Source organism: Enterobacter sp. kpr-6, assembly GCF_900116015.1.
Lineage (GTDB): Bacteria > Pseudomonadota > Gammaproteobacteria > Enterobacterales > Enterobacteriaceae > Enterobacter_D.
In genome coordinates this window covers 164,277-183,027 of sequence record NZ_FOYH01000005.1, presented here as the reverse complement: position 1 = coordinate 183,027, position 18,751 = coordinate 164,277, and the positions used below count along the sequence as shown (strand labels likewise).

The 18,751-nt window shown below is 53.4% G+C and carries 19 protein-coding genes and 3 pseudogenes; 12 read left to right on the top strand and 10 right to left on the bottom strand.

What is annotated here, in order from left to right:
• Nucleotides 1-9: 9 nt before the first annotated feature.
• Nucleotides 10-906 carry a site-specific tyrosine recombinase XerD gene (xerD, locus tag BM373_RS14245; protein ID WP_090462481.1) on the bottom strand — a complete coding sequence of 299 codons (897 nt, stop codon included), beginning with the start codon at nt 904-906 and terminating at the stop codon, nt 10-12.
• Between the two features lie 160 nt (nt 907-1,066).
• Between xerD and fldB the strand changes: the two genes are divergently transcribed.
• Nucleotides 1,067-1,588 (top strand): flavodoxin FldB, encoded by a 522-nt coding sequence (gene fldB / locus BM373_RS14240; RefSeq protein WP_090462479.1) that lies wholly within the window; start codon nt 1,067-1,069, stop codon nt 1,586-1,588.
• A 6-nt stretch (nt 1,589-1,594) separates the two neighbouring features.
• Here the strand turns inward: fldB and BM373_RS14235 are convergent, their stop codons facing one another.
• Together BM373_RS14235 and sdhE are read right to left on the bottom strand one after the other, a co-directional pair.
• Nucleotides 1,595-2,011, bottom strand: a complete 417-nt coding sequence (locus BM373_RS14235; RefSeq protein WP_090462477.1) for a protein YgfX — start codon at nt 2,009-2,011, stop codon at nt 1,595-1,597.
• Entirely contained in the window at nt 1,992-2,258 is a 267-nt protein-coding gene (gene sdhE, locus BM373_RS14230) for an FAD assembly factor SdhE (protein WP_090462475.1), read from the bottom strand. The genes BM373_RS14235 and sdhE overlap by 20 nt, the downstream gene beginning before the upstream one ends.
• A 241-nt stretch (nt 2,259-2,499) precedes the next feature.
• Between sdhE and ygfZ the strand changes: the two genes are divergently transcribed.
• A complete protein-coding gene (ygfZ, locus tag BM373_RS14225) occupies nt 2,500-3,483 on the top strand; it encodes a tRNA-modifying protein YgfZ (RefSeq protein ID WP_090462631.1) in 984 nt (327 codons plus the stop codon).
• Nucleotides 3,484-3,550: 67 nt separating this feature from the next.
• On the opposite strand, the gene BM373_RS14220 is transcribed toward ygfZ, so the two are convergent.
• Nucleotides 3,551-4,210 carry a PAQR family membrane homeostasis protein TrhA gene (locus BM373_RS14220; RefSeq protein WP_090462474.1) on the bottom strand — a complete coding sequence of 220 codons (660 nt, stop codon included), beginning with the start codon at nt 4,208-4,210 and terminating at the stop codon, nt 3,551-3,553.
• Between the two features lie 305 nt (nt 4,211-4,515).
• On the opposite strand from BM373_RS14220, the gene BM373_RS14215 reads away from it, so the two are divergent.
• From BM373_RS14215 to BM373_RS14205, 3 genes and pseudogenes are all read left to right on the top strand, one after another.
• Complete coding sequence (locus BM373_RS14215) at nt 4,516-5,244, top strand: MurR/RpiR family transcriptional regulator (RefSeq protein ID WP_090462629.1); 729 nt, start codon at nt 4,516-4,518, stop codon at nt 5,242-5,244.
• Between the two features lie 13 nt (nt 5,245-5,257).
• Nucleotides 5,258-5,547 (top strand): annotated as a pseudogene (locus tag BM373_RS14210) (family 1 glycosylhydrolase); the annotation flags it as partial.
• The gene (locus BM373_RS14205) at nt 5,508-5,729 is read left to right on the top strand and encodes a SymE family type I addiction module toxin (RefSeq protein WP_090462472.1); all 222 of its coding nucleotides are present in this window, start codon (nt 5,508-5,510) and stop codon (nt 5,727-5,729) included. The pseudogene BM373_RS14210 and the gene BM373_RS14205, both read left to right, overlap by 40 nt.
• A 67-nt stretch (nt 5,730-5,796) precedes the next feature.
• On the opposite strand, the gene BM373_RS14200 is transcribed toward BM373_RS14205, so the two are convergent.
• From BM373_RS14200 to BM373_RS14185, 5 genes and pseudogenes are all read right to left on the bottom strand, one after another.
• Entirely contained in the window at nt 5,797-6,090 is a 294-nt protein-coding gene (locus tag BM373_RS14200) for a hypothetical protein (protein ID WP_090462470.1), read from the bottom strand.
• A gap of 497 nt (nt 6,091-6,587) precedes the next feature.
• Nucleotides 6,588-6,977 (bottom strand): DUF2750 domain-containing protein, encoded by a 390-nt coding sequence (locus tag BM373_RS14195; RefSeq protein WP_090462468.1) that lies wholly within the window; start codon nt 6,975-6,977, stop codon nt 6,588-6,590.
• Nucleotides 6,953-7,291, bottom strand: a complete 339-nt coding sequence (locus BM373_RS21990; RefSeq protein ID WP_371261120.1) for a polymorphic toxin type 8 domain-containing protein — start codon at nt 7,289-7,291, stop codon at nt 6,953-6,955. The genes BM373_RS14195 and BM373_RS21990 overlap by 25 nt, the downstream gene beginning before the upstream one ends.
• Nucleotides 7,283-7,995, bottom strand: a pseudogene (locus BM373_RS21895) (RHS repeat-associated core domain-containing protein); the annotation flags it as partial. The gene BM373_RS21990 and the pseudogene BM373_RS21895, both read right to left, overlap by 9 nt.
• Before the next feature lies 1 nt (nt 7,996).
• Nucleotides 7,997-9,613, bottom strand: a pseudogene (locus BM373_RS14185) (AAA family ATPase); the annotation flags it as partial.
• A 346-nt stretch (nt 9,614-9,959) separates the two neighbouring features.
• Here BM373_RS14185 and tagK point away from each other — a divergent pair.
• The 7 genes from tagK (at nt 9,960) to BM373_RS14150 (ending at nt 17,810) form a co-directional block, all read left to right on the top strand.
• Nucleotides 9,960-10,877 (top strand): type VI secretion system-associated protein TagK, encoded by a 918-nt coding sequence (gene tagK, locus BM373_RS14180; RefSeq protein WP_090462464.1) that lies wholly within the window; start codon nt 9,960-9,962, stop codon nt 10,875-10,877.
• Nucleotides 10,864-11,694: a type VI secretion system accessory protein TagJ gene (locus BM373_RS14175; protein ID WP_090462462.1), complete on the top strand. Its 831-nt coding sequence runs from the start codon at nt 10,864-10,866 to the stop codon at nt 11,692-11,694. The genes tagK and BM373_RS14175 overlap by 14 nt, the downstream gene beginning before the upstream one ends.
• On the top strand, nt 11,691-12,185 hold the full coding sequence (gene tssE / locus BM373_RS14170) for a type VI secretion system baseplate subunit TssE (RefSeq protein ID WP_090462460.1): 495 nt from the start codon (nt 11,691-11,693) through the stop codon (nt 12,183-12,185). The genes BM373_RS14175 and tssE overlap by 4 nt, the downstream gene beginning before the upstream one ends.
• A gap of 15 nt (nt 12,186-12,200) precedes the next feature.
• A complete protein-coding gene (tssF, locus tag BM373_RS14165; RefSeq protein ID WP_090462458.1) occupies nt 12,201-14,084 on the top strand; it encodes a type VI secretion system baseplate subunit TssF in 1,884 nt (627 codons plus the stop codon).
• Nucleotides 14,081-15,085, top strand: a complete 1,005-nt coding sequence (gene tssG / locus BM373_RS14160) for a type VI secretion system baseplate subunit TssG (protein WP_090462456.1) — start codon at nt 14,081-14,083, stop codon at nt 15,083-15,085. The genes tssF and tssG overlap by 4 nt, the downstream gene beginning before the upstream one ends.
• 10 nt (nt 15,086-15,095) lie before the next feature.
• Nucleotides 15,096-16,142: a type VI secretion system protein TssA gene (gene tssA / locus BM373_RS14155; protein WP_090462454.1), complete on the top strand. Its 1,047-nt coding sequence runs from the start codon at nt 15,096-15,098 to the stop codon at nt 16,140-16,142.
• Between the two features lie 234 nt (nt 16,143-16,376).
• The gene (locus BM373_RS14150; protein WP_090462452.1) at nt 16,377-17,810 is read left to right on the top strand and encodes a 6-phospho-beta-glucosidase; all 1,434 of its coding nucleotides are present in this window, start codon (nt 16,377-16,379) and stop codon (nt 17,808-17,810) included.
• Between the two features lie 154 nt (nt 17,811-17,964).
• On the opposite strand, the gene BM373_RS14145 is transcribed toward BM373_RS14150, so the two are convergent.
• Complete coding sequence (locus BM373_RS14145) at nt 17,965-18,708, bottom strand: SDR family oxidoreductase (protein ID WP_090462450.1); 744 nt, start codon at nt 18,706-18,708, stop codon at nt 17,965-17,967.
• Nucleotides 18,709-18,751 lie beyond the last annotated feature (43 nt).

Sequence of the window (18,751 nt, the reverse complement as noted above, 5' to 3'; positions counted from 1 at the left end):
AGCCAGCCTTCACGCCCGAGGGTGATGCTGTTGATGAAGTTGCCGCAAGCGTTCCGTTGCCACATGCGTGTAAATTTGCGTCGTCGATAAATCACTGTGACCAAGCAGCATCTGCACCACGCGCAGGTCAGCGCCATGGTTTAGCAGATGGGTGGCAAACGCGTGTCGCAACACGTGCGGGGAAAGCTTTTCACTGTCGATCCCGGCGAGAATGGCATAGTGCTTAATACGATGCCAGAAGGTCTGACGGGTCATTTGCTGGGCACGCTGGCTGGGAAAAAGCACATCAACCGAGACGCCGTTCAGTAACCAGGGGCGGCCATGCTCCAGGTAATTTTCTACCCAGTACACCGCTTCTTCGCCGAGCGGCACCAGCCGTTCTTTATTGCCCTTACCGATAACCCGTACCACGCCCTGACGCAAGCTAATATCGCTCATCGTCAGCCCCACCAGCTCAGAGACGCGCAGCCCGGTCGCATACAACACTTCCAGCATGGCTTTGTCGCGCAACTCCAGCGGCTGATCGACCAGCGGCGTTTGCAGCAAACGCTCAACCTGCTTTTCACTGAGATCTTTCGGCAGACGCTGCGGCAGTTTCGGTGAGGCTAACAGTGCGCTCGGATCGTCGGCGCGGATTTTTTCACGGTACAGATACTGAAAAAAGCGCCGCGAGGCACTGAGCAGACGAGCCGTGCTGGTGGCTTTATAACCACCCTCAACACGCTCGGCTAGCAAGTCTTGCAGATCGTCGCCTTGCGCGCTGAGTAGCGTCTTTGACCGGTGGTGCAGCCACTCGACCAGCATACGCAAATCCCGGCGATAGGCGCTTTGCGTATTTTCTGCAACGTTGCGCTCCAGCCACAGGGCGTCAAGGAATTGTTCAATACGTGCCAGATCCTGTTCCATTGCGGCCCCTTCTTTTCGCAGTCGGCGCATTATACCCTAAATCATTCTCGTTGCAGGACGCCAGCACACATGCAGCCTGAAGGATGCGGGTATGCCTGAATGCGTTCTGATTCTGATACACTGTGCGCAAAGCCACATCAGGAATTGAGACATTTACGCTATGAACATCGGTCTTTTTTACGGTTCCAGCACCTGCTATACGGAAATGGCCGCCGAGAAAATCCGCGAGATTATCGGCCCGGAACTGGTCACGCTGCATAACCTGAAGGATGACGCGCCAACCCTGATGGAGCAGTACGATGTGCTGATCCTGGGCATCCCGACCTGGGATTTTGGCGAGCTACAGGAAGACTGGGAAGCAGTCTGGGATCAGCTCGATGGACTCAACCTTGACGGAAAAATCATCGCCCTGTACGGCATGGGCGATCAGCTCGGTTATGGCGAATGGTTCCTCGACGCACTGGGTATGTTGCACGATAAGCTGGCGCAAAAAGCCGTGAAGTTTATTGGCTACTGGCCCACCGAAGGTTATGAGTTCACCAGCCCAAAACCGATTATCGCTGACGGGCAGCTTTTTGTCGGTCTGGCGCTGGACGAAACCAATCAGTACGATCTCAGCGAAGACCGCCTGCAAAACTGGTGCGAACAAATTCTTGGCGAGATGGCGGAGCAGTTCGCCTGATTGCCCTCAGTGCTGCCCCTGCGCCGGTTGTTGTAAGATCATCCGGCGCAACTCCCGCCACTCCCGCGCATCCATACTGTCTGCCGCCAGCCATAAGTGCTGCCGCTTGCCGTCGGTGATGCGCCGAAGCCGTAACATCACACCGCTGTTCATCATCCAGGGGGTGCCGCTGATATCCCAGTCCGTTCCCTGCCAGCGCAGGCGGGCGTCGATCAGCAGTTTGATTTCACCGTGGCAGGCGTTGATGCGCCGCTGACTGCGCACGCAATCAAACACCACCAGCGACAGCAGGACTAACCACAGCGGCGTAAAGCTCAGCGGCCAGGGGATCAGCAATATCAGTGCCGCCACTAAACCGTGGAGTAATAAAGAGAGCCACTGTGAGCGCCACGAGACGCGTAAATCAGATTGCCACAGGACCACGTTCCCGATTCCGTGTCTGAATTAACTGCACCATTCTCTGCAACTCCGTATCCGCAGGTTTACCGTGATTCATCAACCAGTTGAATAAATCCGGATCGTCATTTTCCAGCAAGCGGATAAACAACCGCTTGTCATCATCGCTGAGCGTATCGTACTCATGCTCAAAGAACGGCATGATGGAGATATCGAGTTCACGCATACCGCGACGGCATGCCCAGTGAATGCGGGCTTTATTGGTAATATCCATGTTCTTTTCCTGCATAACGACCGTGAAGGATGCTGCTAGTGTAACGCTTTTTTGATCTTACCCTAGCGGGAATATTCAAGATTAGAAGCCTTCTTCCAGAATAAACCATTAAAAATGTAAGGCTTACCGCTTTATGCGTAATACCTCGCAACCTGTGCGTAAGCTGCGATTACTGCTTGCATTGGTCTGCGTCTCTTTTACCATGAAGCATTCATACCGCGTGAAGCTTCAGGACATTAATATGGCTTTTACACCGTTTCCTCCGCGTCAGCCTTCCGCCTCTGCGCGCCTGCCGCTGACGCTTATGACGCTCGACGACTGGGCGCTGGCCTCCATTACGGGCGCAGATAGCGAAAAGTATCTGCAAGGTCAGGTGACCACAGACGTTGCGCTTTTAACTGAACATCAGCATTTGCTGGTCGCACATTGCGATGCGAAGGGCAAAATGTGGAGTAACTTACGCCTGTTTCGCCGGGGCGAAGGCTTTGCGTGGATTGAGCGTCGCAGCGTTCGCGACGAACAACTCACCCAGCTAAAAAAATATGCGGTGTTTTCAAAGGTGAACATCGCCGCCGATGACGAACACGTTCTGCTGGGCGTTGCCGGGTTCCAGGCGCGCGCCGCGCTGGCAAATCTTTTTGCGGCACTTCCTGACAGTGAAAATCAGGTCGTGCAGGACGGGGCCACCAGTATTTTGTGGTTTGAGCATCCGGCAGAGCGTTTCCTGCTGGTGACCGATATCGCCACCGCTACGCTCATCACGGAAAAACTGCACGGCGAAGCTCAGCTTAATAATAGTCAACAATGGCTGGCGCTGAATATCGAGGCTGGTATTCCGGTGATTGATGCCGCCAATAGCGCACAGTTCCTTCCGCAGGCGACGAACCTGCAAGCCCTCGGCGGTATCAGCTTTAAAAAGGGCTGCTATACCGGTCAGGAGATGGTGGCGCGCGCTAAATTCCGTGGCGCAAACAAGCGAGCACTGTGGTATCTGGCAGGTAAAGCCAGCCGCGTCCCTGATGCGGGCGAAGACCTGGAACTGAAGCTGGGTGATAACTGGCGTCGTACCGGTACGGTGCTGGCCGCCGTTCAGCTTGAAGACGGGCGCGTGCTGGTACAGGTAGTGATGAACAACGATATGGAGCCGGACAGCGTGTTCCGCGTGCGTGACGATAGCTTTACGCTGGCTATCGAACCGCTGCCCTACTCGCTCGACGAAGATTAATGGTATCGCCCGGCGGCGCAAGTTTGCCGGGCTTATTTATCATGTCTGGTTGCCACCCGGCAGTGCGTTAAACCTGCCCGATATATAAATAGATCGCCAGGAAGTGGCACACGCTGCCACCGAGCACAAAACCGTGCCAGATGGCATGGTTATACGGAATGCGTTTGCAGACGTAAAAAATCACGCCCAGCGAATAGACCACGCCACCAACGGCAAGCAGCGTCACGCCGCCAACGGCGAGCTTCACCGCCAACTCGTAAATGACTACCAGCGACAGCCAGCCCATAGCAAGATAAGTGACCAGCGAGAGCACTTTAAAGCGATGCGCGATGGTCAGCTTGAATAAAATCCCCAGCAGCGCCAGGCTCCAGATGACAATCATCAGCCCGCGCGCCAGCGGCGAATCCAGCCCGACCAGCAAAAACGGCGTATAGGTGCCGGCGATGAGTAAATAGATGGCGCAATGGTCGAATTTTTTCAGCCAGATTTTGGCGCGTGGATGTGGAATAGCGTGATAGAGCGTTGAGGCTAAAAACAGCAAAATCATGCTGCCACCGTACAGACTGTAGCTGGTGATAGCCAATGCGCTGGCGTTACTGTCCACCGCCTGCACCAGCAACAACACCAGACCGACAATCCCAAACACCAGCCCGATACCGTGACTGATGCTATTGGCTATTTCCTCAGCCAGCGAATATCCCTGCGCGATTAACGGTTTTTCAACCATGGCATACTCCAGGAAAGCGAAAGTAATACATCAGTACCCTTACACATTTGCATGAAGATAAAACGACAAATGCGGGTGCACTCATAGAGTAACTGAGAATGATTCCAGTGCACACCTGTTCGCTAAAATAAATATTAACATCATTACTTTCAGTAATGACGAGGCGTTTTTAAGGTACACCCGTTACGCTTTTACAAAATCACAACAAACAGGCGGCGGATTCCTGTTTCGCGGGTTTTATGGCAGCATAAGGCACGCCATTTCCTGCTGTTCCGATGCCGTTAAAGGATCAAAAGCCCGTGACCCTGTTTACCCACTCTGCCGTTGCCAGCCTCAATCATCTTGAAATGATGGTCTATAACTACGTCATCAAGAATCGCGACAAAGTGATTTACATGACCATTCGCGAGCTGGCGGACGCGGCGGGCGTCTCAACGACCACGGTGCTACGTTTTTGCCGCAAGCTCAGTTGCGAAGGTTATTCGGAATTCCGCGTGCGCTATAAATTATATTTAGAGCAGAATGAACCGCAGCAGGCCAATTTTGGGGCCAGCGAAATTATCAGTTTTTTCAGAAGCGTAAATAATGATGAATTCGATCAGCTTCTCGATCAGGCGGTTGAAATTATATTAGCTTCTGAACGTATTATTTTTGTCGGCGCGGGCACGTCTGGATCGCTGGCAAAATATGGCGCACGCTTTTTTTCGAATATAGGAAAATTCAGTAACCATATCGACGATCCTTATTTCCCGGTGACAAACGACATGGCGAAAAACGCGCTGGCGATTGTGCTTTCTGTGTCGGGCGAAACCGAAGAGATCCTGCGCTTCGCCAGCCAGTTCAGTCTGCATAACTGCAGAGTGATGACCATCACCAGCCATGAGCATTCGCGGCTGGCAAAACTGGCCGATTTTAATATTTCCTGGCATGCACCGCAGATGCGTATCGCCGGAGTTTATGACGTCACCACGCAGATCCCGGTTATTTATATTCTTGAATCTCTTGGCCGAAAACTGGCGAAGAAAATAGCATAAAAAAAACAAATCGATGGTAAAGCTGACATTACCGAAAGACTTTTTATGGGGCGGCGTGGTTGCGGGCATCAGGTTGAAGGCGGATGGGACAAAGGCGGCAAAGGCCCAAGCATTTGTGACGAGTTGAATGGCGGCGCACACGGCGTGCCGCGTGAGATCACCCAGGAAGTGGTGCCCGGCAAATATTATCCGAACCACGAAGCGGTCGAGTTTTACAGCCACTATAAAGAAGACATCAAGCTCTTTGCCGAAATGGGCTTCAAATGTATCCGTACCTCTATCGCCTGGACGCGCATTTTCCCGGTATCCATTTTAAAGACGACTGCCTGAAAGAGGCGGGTTTTGACACCGGAACCGGCGTGACCGTGAAGATTTCGCAGGGGTGCATCGTGCTGATCGCCGACTGCGACGAGGTGCAGGCGCTGCGCGAGCAGCTTTATCAGGTGCAGCAGGCGGTGAAGGGGATTAAGGAGGCGGTTGTTTAGTGGGCTGAACGGCGGTGGGGTAAATAAAAATAAGCCGGGAAGATTTAAGGTCTATCCCGGCTTTTATTTACTCTTCTTCAAATTCGAAAGATATATGATTATCAAAGAGGAGGTTTTCTATAACCGCTAGTATCTTTTTGTAATTACCAGAATGAATTTCAATGAACAAGTCTTTGTCAGTTTTGGTTATTTCAAAATCAGCCCCCCAATCAGATGAGGAACCTTTTATAGAAAGACCAATAGTGTTATCAGAGAAATACTCCAAACAATAAAATTCATTATCTTCAAATGCCGATTTAATTTTTTTAAAAACATCATCCAGCAATGAACCATTAACTATTAAATGATATTCAATACTCATAATTATCTACCACTCCCGTGAGGTCTTCCTCGGACAGTCGGATAGTCAGCAGGATTCTTCACACCAATATGAGTTAAATTAGGATCTGATGAGACATTTCCCAAATCATCCAACTGATCGCATAAATGATTTTGTTTATGGACATGAGCGTTCAATCCAGATTTAGGTGTCAACTGCCCATTGCTCATATTCATTGATTGATTTCCATATGGATGGATCCTTACCTCTGAACCGTCCGCGTGACTCCATACCTGATTTTTTGCAGCACTGTTGCTAACTTTCGTCTGAGTAAAACCATGTTGTGACAGAATATCTTCTATTTGATTAACTGACTTACCTCTTAATTCAGGTAACTGACCGGAAGCACTGCCACATTTTAATCCTAGCGGATCGACCCACCCCAGCGGATTAGGCGCATATTGGTAGAGGTTTAACCCGCCTCTTAGCCCTATCGGGTCAGATAAGCTAGGAAGTGTTAATTCTTACCCGGCACATTTTTAATTGTATTTACTATTTTCGTTTTCTAAATCAAGCAATAAATCTTCGGCATTGACAACTGGAGTATTAGAGATGGAAGGAACCATAAAAACACCTATTTTAATTCCCTTAACTAACAAATCCGGCAATAGTTCTCCCATAACATAATTAAGTGATAACTCTTTGGCCTTATATTTTTTCCAGTCATCAATTATACAATTTTCAGCATATTCACGAGCGGGCCATAACATAAGAATATCTTCATCATTGTCACCGCCACTTAAAGCAAAACCTTCATCATCTAGAACCCATACGGCTTCGCTATCAACGACTTTTTTAACGAAATAAAAATATCGCTCTTTATTATTTTTAGCAGACATTATTTCTATTTCTTTTTCTGACAATTGCATAATTCATCATCCTCATACTTTCCGCTAGCACCGGGTTTATTTTTACGACCATAATCATCATATTTATGTTGTCGCCTATGTAAATCAATGTGCTGTGGTTCGGAGTATTTATATCCATAGCCTTTAGATGACTCATATCCTCGACCGTGTGCTAACTGGTAGCCCGGTGGGTTTCGGATATTTGTTCTTTTTCCTCTAGCAATTGAATTTAACTCTTGCTGAATCCAACCCCGGACATGTCGCGGTTGTTTCGGATCATTCGCTAATTCTCTAAGCCTTGCCTGTTTACCAGATCGTCCACTACATAACCCCAGCGGATCGATCCAACTTAAAGGGTTAGGCGCATACTGATAGAGGTTAATCCCCCCCCTGCCAGCCCTATCGGGTCCTGACTGATAAACCTCCCGCACTCCGGCGCATAATACCTGAACAGATTATAGTGCAGGCCCGTCTCTTCATCAAAGTACTGCCCCGGCATCCGCAGCGGCTGGGGGTAATACTCCCTACTCCCGCTGATATCCGCCCGCATCTCACCGAACGCCGCGTGATAACCCGCCCACACCAGCGTGCCGTCCGCCTTCGTCACCTCCTGCACCGTCCCCGCCGGGTCCGTGTGGTAGTACCACACCTGCTGGTATCCCTTTCGCCCCGTGACGCTCGCTGCGGGGGTGTACGGCTGCTCCGCATCGTACAGGTACGTCCGCCGCTCTCCCCCGGCCGGGATTTCCTGCAGCAGACGGTAGCCCTCCCAGATAAATTCCGTCCGGCTCCGTTCCGCCTGGCGGGTGTGGCCGCCGGTGCTCACCTTACTGATGCGTCTGCCCAGCGCGTCGTACCGGTAATGCGTCCGGCTGTTGCTGCTGATGACCGTGGTCAGCTGCCCCTGTGCGTTCCACCGGTACTCCTGGCCCTGCCGGGTTTCCAGTTCACCCCATTCGTTGTAGCTGTAGCGCTCACTGCCGTAGCCCGGCAGCCGGTTACTCATCACCGGCACCTGATGCTCACCCCCCAGCAGGTTATACCACCGGCACGTCGCCCTGCCAGGCTTTCAGCGTATCCTGCACCTGTTGCAGCGCGTCCTGTTGGTCGTCATCTGGCTCAGCAGCCCGCAGCTCATGCAAGGTATGTACTTTTTCCAGTTCCTGCTGCCAGCGGGATTCGGCAGCAGACAACTCCTCTGTCAGCACACAAATGCGCTCAGCCAGCGCTTCGCCCCGTTCGCTGTGGATGCCCATTTTTTCCTGTTTTTGCAGCAGCGCTTGTTCAAGTTCAGCCGCTTTCAGTTGCTGGCGCAGATACTGCACGCTGGCGGGTGGCGTATGCAGCGACAGCGCCACGCGTGCGCTGGCTGTATCCAGTAGGCTGATGGCCTTGTCCGGCAGTTGCCGGGCAGGAATGTAGCGATGGGAAAGCTGTACTGCTGCACGCACAGCCTCATCAAGGATCAGGACGTTGTGGTGTTTTTCCAGCGTGTCCACCAGCCCTCGTACCATCTCAATGGCGGAGAGTTCTTCCGGCTCCGCCACCTGTAACACCTGAAAACGACGGGTTAGTGCTGGATCCTTTTCGATATGCCGTTTGTACTCACTCCAGGTAGTCGCGCCGATCGTGCGAAGCGTGCCACGCGCAAGTGCCGGTTTCAGTAGATTGGCTGCGTCGCCTGTACCGGATGCGCCTCCGGCTCCCACCAGAGTGTGAACTTCATCAACAAACAAAATTACCGGTTGTGGAGAACGCCCGGCCTCTTCCAGCAACGCTTTCAGACGCGCTTCAAATTCACCCTTCATGCTTGCGCCAGCCTGGAGAGCACCGACATCCAGCGTCAGCAAACGCACATCACGCAGTGCGGGCGGAACATCCCCCTGCGCGATTGCCAGCGCAAACCCTTCCACAACGGCCGTTTTACCGACGCCTGCCTCCCCGGTCAGCAGAGGATTATTCTGACGGCGGCGCAGCAGAATATCCGTCATGGTGCGAATTTCATGCTCACGGCCCGTAACAGGATCGATTTTGCCTTCGCGGGCCTGCGCAGTCATATCCTGACAATATTTTGCCAGTGCGGACTGACCACTCTGCATCTCGCCATGAACCGCCTGACTGTTTTCACCGGGGAGCGCAGGCGACAGCGCAGCACCGTCGCAGGGTAATTCCTGCGCTTCTGGCGATTTCTGGATCAAAGACGGGAGAATGTCTGACAGTTCATCCGACGGCAGCCCGGCCAGCGGCGCGCAGATACCTTCCAGCACCCGGCGAAGCTCCGGTGTGCTCAGCCATGCCAGCAACAGCCAGCCGCTACGAATTTTATTGTCGCTATAGCGGATACTTGCCAGCATCCAGGCTTTTTCAATGGAGAGATCGATATGGTGGGAGAAATCGCTGATAGCACTTGCACCGGAGGGCAACATGTCCAGTTGACGGAGCAGTATTTTTTCTACATCGGAAGGCGGAATCTGGTAATGCCGGAGGACATGAAGGATATCGTTATCCGGCTGCTGTATTAGCTGATGCAACCAATGGGTCAACTCAACCCAGGGATTACCGCGTAGTTTACAAAACACAGTCGCCGATTCCAGTGACCGGAATAACGGCCTGCCCAGTTTTCCATACAGGGCGCTGCGTGAAACAGGAATATCCATTTCTTACTCCCGATGACAAAAAATCCATATAAAAAAGGACATAATCAAATAACAATTAATAAGAAATACTCACTAATAGGATCGTAAAAACCTCCGAATGAAACAATGATACAGATCACAGAAATAAATACAAAATAACGATTAGGATAATAAACCCAACACATTATACCGCAGATCCTGAGCGTAAATTTTTATTGCTAATATAATATTTCAAAAAAGACAATTACGCCTTTTTTATGAATAGAGAGAAATACATTTATAATGTGAATTTAATTGGTTTTATTTATTCATAGAGAACAAATTGACGCCGCATTTAAAAGCGTAAAACACATATAAGAACAATATAATGAAATACAAAAAAACATGGGTTCTACAGAAAATTCAGGTTCAGGGCGTCAGGGATGACACGGTTTACGCGGCAGGGACGCAGGTAATTTTCACCCATGAATCCCCCTGGCTTCCCGTCCTGAATTCCACCGAAAGTGATAATGTCGCCCTCAGTCTGGTACGCCATGAGGAAGCCTGGTGGATTATCAATTACTCTGACGAATGGTGTTGCACGGTAAATGAGCAGATCGTGGAGCCACATCATCGTATGCGGTTGAACGACGGAGATCTCATTGAATGGGGATTATCTTCCTGGCGTCTTATCTTGCGTAGTGAACAGCCTCTTCCATCTCGTCCCGCTCCCCTGACACATCATTCGGTTCCGCCGCCTGAGTCCGTTGCCGAATTTCTGGATCTGGACTGGTTTAAACAGCAGCAGATTAATCCGCAACAGGATCCCTTCGATATTATTCCTGCCCGTGGTACAGCATCCCATAACGGCTCTGCGGAAACCGACAACGCGCTGGTTCAGCTTTACCAGGAGTATCAGCAGGCATTGTTATCTCCGGAGCAGGAGCCCAAAATCCGGAAGGATCCTTTCCCGCTGAATGAAAGTATCGTCACACAGGATCTGACCACACTGTACGACAGCGGATCTCAGACGGATACCTTACAGGAGATGGTGGCCGGTACGCTCAGTATTGACGATATTCTGGATACACTGGACGCCACAGGTGACGAAGAAACTGCCTTGCCTGCCAGAGAACCGCTTCCCGATATTCTGCGTCTGCTTTCTCCGGAACGGTCGCCCCAAAAAACACACGGCACCCCCCTGCCCGATCTGACACAGCGCGAGCACCGGATTATCGGCATCGACAGCCATTATCGGATCACCCCCGCGCAGAAAAATGGAAACACCTCCCATGAAAAAAAATAACGATTTTCCCGTCAGCCTGTCGGTGTTGTTGCAGGACCATTCTATTGAAGATGGCATTCGCCTGGCTGAGCAACAGGTACGGAATAACCCGGCGCAGGCTGCCTACCGCCACGGTCTCTTTCAGTTATTATGCATCACCGGCGAATGGTCGCGGGCGCTGCAGCAGCTCCAGTTGTGCGTCCGGATGGATGCAAATTATACCGAGGAAGCCCGACTGTTCCGGGAGTTAGTTCGCTGTGAGATATTCCGCCATACGGTTTTTCAGGGGGAACAGCAACCCGGTTTTATTCTGCCGCCGCCTGTCTGGACGGAATCATTACTGGCAGCCCTCGCCTGTGAGGTAAACGGTGAAACCCGTAAGGCTGACGAGCACCGCACGACCGCGCTGGAGGCCATCATGGAAATCAGCGGACAGTGGAACGGCGGCGCATTTGACTGGGTAAGCGACAGCGACTCCCGCATCGGCCCGGTGCTCGAACTGGTCACTGGCGGTGTATATATCTGGCTGCCATTCTCCCAGATCCGGTCACTGGAATCGCCTCTCCCCACACGACTGACGGATTTACTCTGGAAACCGGTCAATATCACACTGGTGAATGGCGAAACCCACGGCGCATGGCTGTTTACCCGTTACAGCGGTTCAGACAGCGCCTGCGACGCTCTCCGCCTGTGCCGTGAAACCGCCTGGCAGGATGGTCCTGGAGAGACCGCAGTACGGGCACTGGGGCAGAAAGTCTGGCTTTCCAGTCACGGTGATATCAATCTGCTGGATCTGACGACATGTACCTTCCATGAACCGGAAGGATGCGACGTATGAGCACCCCGCGTTTTATCCCTGCTAACCACCTGCTGCCCACCCTGTTTGACCGGTTGTGCGATAACGCTCCGCACCAGAAACACGACCGGGATATCAGCGTCACGCCAGTGCAAATGAAGGAAATTATTCGCCGGGATCTCTCCTTTCTGCTCAATACCGTCAGCCATGAGGACGATATTGATGCCCGGCGCTATCCCCATGCCGCCTCCTCTGTTCTGAACTATGGCCTGCCGCCGCTAGCGGGAAGCTTTATGTACGAACATAAATGGGATGATATTCGCCGGGCGATCCTGTGCGCCATTATTCGCTTTGAACCCCGGCTGAATGCTTCAACGATACAGATCGCGCCGTTACAGGATGAGTCCCGGCAGGGCAGCCATAACACCCTGCAATTTGAGATTCGCGGGCAAATCCTGACGCAGCCCTGGCCCACGGAATTTCTGGTACGCAGCGCGCTGGATATGGAACAAAACCGCATTACATTTTTTTAATACAGGGCATTATTTATGGATCCACGGTTACTGGAGTATTACAACCGCGAACTGAGCTACCTCCGGGAAACGGGCGCGGAGTTCGCTGCCCGTCACCCTAAAATCGCCGCCCGGCTGGGTATGCAGGGGACAGACATTGCCGATCCGTATGTGGAGCGCATGATTGAGGCATTCAGCTTTCTGACTGCCCGTACGCAGCTGAAAATTGACGCCGAATTCCCGCGTTTCACCCAGCGACTGCTGGAGGTTATCAGCCCCAATTACGTTGCCCCCACGCCGTCAATGGGCGTGGCGCGACTGTACCCTGATGAGCAAGAGGGCGATCTGGCGAAAGGGTTCACCGTCCCCCGCGATACCGCTTTTTTTTCTGCCATCCCGGATGGCGAGAAGACCGCCTGCCAGTTTCGCAGCAGCCAGGATGTTACGCTATGGCCATTGTCTATCGATGACGTGCGCCTGACCGCCGCGCCGCCGGATATGCCCGCCCTGCACCGCTATCTGCCATCGAATATTCATGTCGCAGGCGCACTGCGCATCACCCTACGCACCTTCGGGGAGCTGACGTTCAGCCAGCTAGCTGGGCTGGAGAGACTACCATTTTATCTCTGTGGTGAAGAGCGTATTGCGTCGCACTTGTTTGAACTGTTGCACACCAGCGCCGTTGCTACACTGGCAGACGTTCCTGGCCACTTTGACGGTGCGCTGGATATCAATCTGAAACAGCCAGTGGCGCATGAGGGACTTGCGCCGGATCAGGGGCTGTTGCCGCTGAGCTGGAATGTCTTCCACGGTCATAATCTGCTGCATGAATATTTTACCTGCCCGGAACGATTCTATTTTTTTACCCCAACAGGATTGTCCGCCGGGCTGCAAAAAGTGAATAGTGGCGTAGCGGAAATCGTCGTATTGCTTAATCGCCTGCCACCCGACTGGCTTATTCATCAGACAGACGCCTCGCAGTTCAGTCTGTTCTGTACGCCGGTGATCAATCTGTTTCCTCGCACCACCACCCGGATCGAGGTCACGCACAGCGTGACGGAACAGCATCTTGTGGTGGATCGTACCCGTCCGCTGGATTACGAGATTTTTTCCGTACAGGAAGTTGAAGGTCTGGAAGCAGAGACCACACAAAAAATGGCTTTCCGCCCGCTGTACCATACCCGCAATAACGACGAAGGCAATCACGGCCGCTATTTCTCACTGCGCCGCGAACCCCGGCGACTGTCGGAGAACGCCCGCCGCTATGGTACCCGTACATCCTATACAGGATCGGAGGTCTTTCTGTCGCTGGTGGACCAGTATGAAGCGCCCTACCCGGAAAACCTGCGCCATATTACTGTGACAGCAATGGTCACCAACCGCGATCTTCCCTGCCTTATCCCGCGCAATGGACGGGATGATTTGACCGTTGATGCTGCTATCCCCGTGGCGGGCGTCGGGCTGATAAAGCCCCCCCGTCCGCCGCAGCCGCCGCTGGCAGAACGGGAACTGGCCTGGAGACTGATCCGCCAGTTGTCATTTAACTATCTACCGCTGGCCGATCTGGATCACCGCACCGGCGGCCAGGCGCTGCGCGATCTGCTTAATCTGTTTATTAGTACTCACGACAGCCCGCAGTCGCGCCAAGTGCGCAGTTTGATTGGCTGTAATACGAACCCGATAACCCGCCGCCTGCCGGGGGCAGGTTTGCTGGTCTATGGCCGGGGCGTCAGTTGTGAACTGACGGTGGATGAAGAAGGGTTTTCCGGCATCAGCCCCTGGCTTTTCGGACTGGTGCTGGAGCACTATATTGCCCGCCATGTTTCCATTAACACCTTCTCGCAGATGACGCTGCGCTCCATGCAACGCGGCCATATCATGACCTGGCCGGTCAGAAGCGGTCAGCGGGGAAGCGTATGAATAAGGCGTACGACACCTTCACACCGGCTCAGGAGACTCCCTGGCGTTATGGTTTTCTGAACCTGATGCGACGCGTGGATGCGCAACTCTGTGACGCTCCGGCAGGCAGTTCCTGGCAGCCACGGATGGAAAAATTCCGTCTCGGGCAAACGCCCGCTTTGACTTTTGCACCACGGGAAATTGCGCAGGTTGCATGGCAGGAGGGTCGTCTGCACCTGAGCCTGTATAGCCTCGGTCTTTGGGGGCCAAACGGTCCGCTGCCACTGCACTATACCGAACTGGCGCTGAACCGGGCGGAAAGTCGCCACGATCCCACGCTGGTCAGTTTCTCCAATCTCTTTCACCATCGCTGGCTGACTCAGTTTTACCAGGCGTGGCGCAGCAGCCAGTCAGCCGGAGGCGGGCTGGACAAACCGGAATATGATCGTTTCGCGTTTTACATCGCCAGCCTCAGCGGACAGGATTTGCGGGAGAACAGAAGCAGCCCTTTACCGGATCACGTTCGTCTTGCCGCCGCAGCGCATCTGGTGCGTGAATCCCGCAATCCTGATGGACTGGCCGCCACGCTGGCGCACTATTTCAGCGTACCTTTTGCAGTGAAAGAATTCATCCTCCACTGGATAGCTGTGGCAGATGATGAAGTCACCCGTCTGGGGGTAGCAGCGCAATCCTCCGTGATTGGTAATGGCGCATTGATTGGCAGGGAGGTGCCGGACATGCAGTACAAATTCCGGCTGGTTATCGGCCCATTGACGCTAACCGACTACCTGCGTTTTCTGCCCGGCGGCAATAACCTGCCGGTGCTGACAGAGCTGGTGCGCGCTTTCATCGGCTTTGAATACTGCTGGGAAATTGAGCTACAGCTTAAACCCCATGCCGCGCCACCTGCAATCATCGGAGACGCGCAGCAACTTGGCTGGACGGCCTGGGCAGGCAAAGCCATGAATGACCGCCCGATCACGGGCATGATTTTTGAACCTGAGCACTATTTAACCTACTGAGAACAATACTATGGAGATATCCCTGACCGAGCCAGTCAGTCCCGAACAGCCCTGTGGTCCTGACCTGGAGTACGATCCGGAATACCTGCTGTTATTCAGTCGCGCCGCGCCTCAGACGGAGGCTCAATACGGTGACTTTATCAGTACGCCGGAAAACGTTAACTGGCCGGAAATCGAGCGGGATGCCCGCCGCTTACTTACGCGCAGTAAGGATATTCGTGTACTGATCCTGTTGCTGCGCTGCCGCACACAACTGGCCGGAGCGCAGGGGCTGGCAGAAATCTTCGTGCTGCTGGAAAACCTGTGTATTACCTATCCTGACACCCTGCATCCACAGCTGCTGGCAAATGAAGATACCTCCGCAGAAGATGCCGCCCTGTCACGCAGCAACGCGCTGGCAGCGCTGCTGGATCACGAAGGTCTCATGGCGGATATCCGCAGTATCCCCTTGTCAAATAACGCCGCCATGCGTCTCCAGATGCGGGACGTGGAACGATCGCTGTCTGCCTCGCGTCCGGCTGATACGCTTGCGCCGGAGTCGGTACGCCAGCAACTGGCCGATCTGGAGGCCCGTGGCGCGCTGCCGCTGGCAGCGTTTCGTCAGGCAGCAGAAAGTATTGAGCGACTGCAACAATGGGCAAATGAGACGCTGCACGATCTGGCACCCGATTTCTCCCGCCTGCGGCAGTTGCTTACACTTCTTTCCGGAGCCGTGCAGGTAACCACACCGGAAATCCTTCCGTCCCAAATTCAGCCCTCTGTTCAGCAAACCATTGTGGCAGGCAACGATATTCCCGCCCGCATAGAGAATATCCCGGCAGCCAGTGTTGCGCCGGAACATCCCGCTCCGGCAACCTTCGTACACGGCCCCATCAGCCATCGCCATGATGCGCTCGAACGCCTGCGGGTTATCCGCCGCTGGTTTGAAGCAAACGAACCCAGCAGTCCAACCATACCGTTGCTGCGTCAGGCTGAGCGTCTGGTGGGGAAACGATTTTCGGAGATCATTAATGAAATCCCGGCAGAACTGCTGGAGAAGTGGGATCCACCAGAGTGAATAATTTATCACTCTATTTCGCAGCGCAGATCCCGGTTATTTATATTCTTGAATCCCTTGGCCGAAAACTGGCGAAGAAAATAGCATAAAAAAACAGGCTGTTTTACCGAAGTAACAAGTCACGCCTGGCGCGACTTGTTATATCGTGACTTCTCTTTTCCCTTTGTTAGACTCATTTTCAGACTGACATTGCCGGTAAATCGTTATTTACCGCATTCACTGAGAAAATGATCGATGAAAAAGCTGACATTACCGAAAGACTTTTTATGGGGCGGCGCGGTTGCGGCGCATCAGGTTGAAGGCGGCTGGGACAAAGGCGGCAAAGGCCCAAGCATTTGTGACGTGCTGACCGGCGGCGCACACGGCGTGCCGCGTGAGATCACCCAGGAAGTGGTGCCCGGCAAATACTATCCGAACCATGAAGCGGTCGAGTTTTACAGCCACTATAAAGAAGACATCAAGCTCTTTGCCGAAATGGGCTTCAAATGTTTCCGTACCTCTATCGCCTGGACGCGCATTTTCCCGAAAGGCGACGAAGCCGAGCCAAACGAAGAAGGCCTGAAATTCTACGACGACATGTTTGATGAACTGCTCAAGTACAACATTGAGCCGGTAATCACCCTCTCCCACTTCGAAATGCCGCTGCACCTGGTGCAGGAGTACGGCGGCTGGACGAACCGTAAAGTCGTTGATTTCTTTGTGCGCTTCTCCGAAGTGGTCTTCGAGCGCTACAAAAGCAAGGTCAAATACTGGATGACCTTCAACGAAATCAACAACCAGCGTAACTGGCGCGCACCGCTGTTTGGCTACTGCTGCTCCGGCGTGGTTTACACCGAACACGACAACCCTGAAGAAACCATGTATCAGGTGCTGCACCATCAGTTCGTGGCAAGCGCCATGGCGGTAAAAATCGGCCATCGCATCAACCCGGAAATGAAAATCGGCTGCATGCTGGCGATGGTGCCGCTGTATCCGTTCTCCTGTAAGCCGGAAGACGTGATGTATGCGCAGGAATCCATGCGTGAGCGTTATGTGTTTACCGACGTGCAACTGCGCGGTTACTACCCGACCTACGTGCTGAACGAGTGGGAACGCCGCGAATTCAACATCAAAATGGAAGCGGGCGACGAGCAGATCCTGCGCGAAGGCACCTGTGATTATCTGGGCTTCAGCTACTACATGACCAACGCGGTCAAAGCAGAAGGCGGCAGCGGCGATGCGATTTCCGGCTTCCAGGGCAGCGTACCGAACCCGCACGTTAAAGCCTCCGACTGGGGCTGGCAGATTGACCCGGTTGGCCTGCGCTACGCGCTGTGCGAGCTGTACGAGCGCTATCAGAAGCCGCTGTTTATCGTAGAAAATGGCTTCGGCGCGTATGACAAAGTGGAAGAAGACGGCAGCATCAATGACGATTACCGCATCGATTACCTGCGCGCGCACGTGGACGAAATGGTTAAAGCGGTGACATACGACGGCGTGGACCTGATGGGTTATACCCCGTGGGGCTGCATCGACTGTGTTTCCTTTACCACCGGTCAGTACAGCAAACGCTACGGTTTTATCTATGTGAACAAGCACGACGACGGTACGGGCGATATGGCACGTTCACGTAAGAAGAGCTTTGACTGGTATAAAGAGGTGATTGCCAGCAACGGCGAGAATCTCTGATTTTAGCCCGCTTTCCCCTCACCCTAACCCTCTCCCCTGGGGAGAGGGGACAGATCGAGCGCGGACTTACCTTTCCCCCTCTCCCTCAGGGAGAGGGTCGGGGTGAGGGTGTAGTTCCCCCCTCTCCCTCAGGGAGAGGGCCGGGGTGAGGGTGTTATTTCCCACCCGCCAGCTCAATAAAACTCCCTGTCACATACGACGCTTTATCGCTAATCAGCCACACAATCGCCTGCGCGACTTCTTCCGGTTGGCCGCCGCGCTGCATGGGCAGCGAGGCCTTCACACGATCCACCCGTCCCGGCTCGCCGCCATCGGCGTGGATATCGGTATAAATTAACCCAGGCCGCACGCCGTTCACACGAATGCCGTACGCGGCGACTTCCAGCGACAGGCCGGTGGTCAGCGAGTCCACCGCGCCTTTCGAGGCGGCGTAATCCACGTATTCCCCCGGTGCACCCAGCCGTGACGCGGCTGAAGAGACATTCACAATCGCGCCGCCGATCCCGCCATGCTTATGCGACATACGCTTAACCGCCTCGCGGCAGCACAGAAAATATCCGGTCACGTTGGTTGCCAGTACGCGGTTGATGCGATCCGCCGTCAGGTTTTCGATCGTGCTCTGCTCAAACAAAATGCCCGCGTTATTCACCAGCGCCGTCAGCGGTTCGCCTTCACGGTCGATTGCGTCAAACATCGCCAGCACCTGATGCTCATCAGAAATATCGGCACGCACGGCAAACGCGCGGCCACCCGCACTGACAATCTCGTTCACCACGTTCGTCGCGGCATTAATGTTGTGATGATAATTCACCGCCACGGTAAATCCGTCGCCTGCCAGTTGCAGCGCGGTAGCCCGGCCAATTCCGCGGCTTGCGCCGGTCACAAGTGCTATTGCCACATTTCTCTCCCAATAAAAAAGCCGGGTGCGTTAACGCTAACCC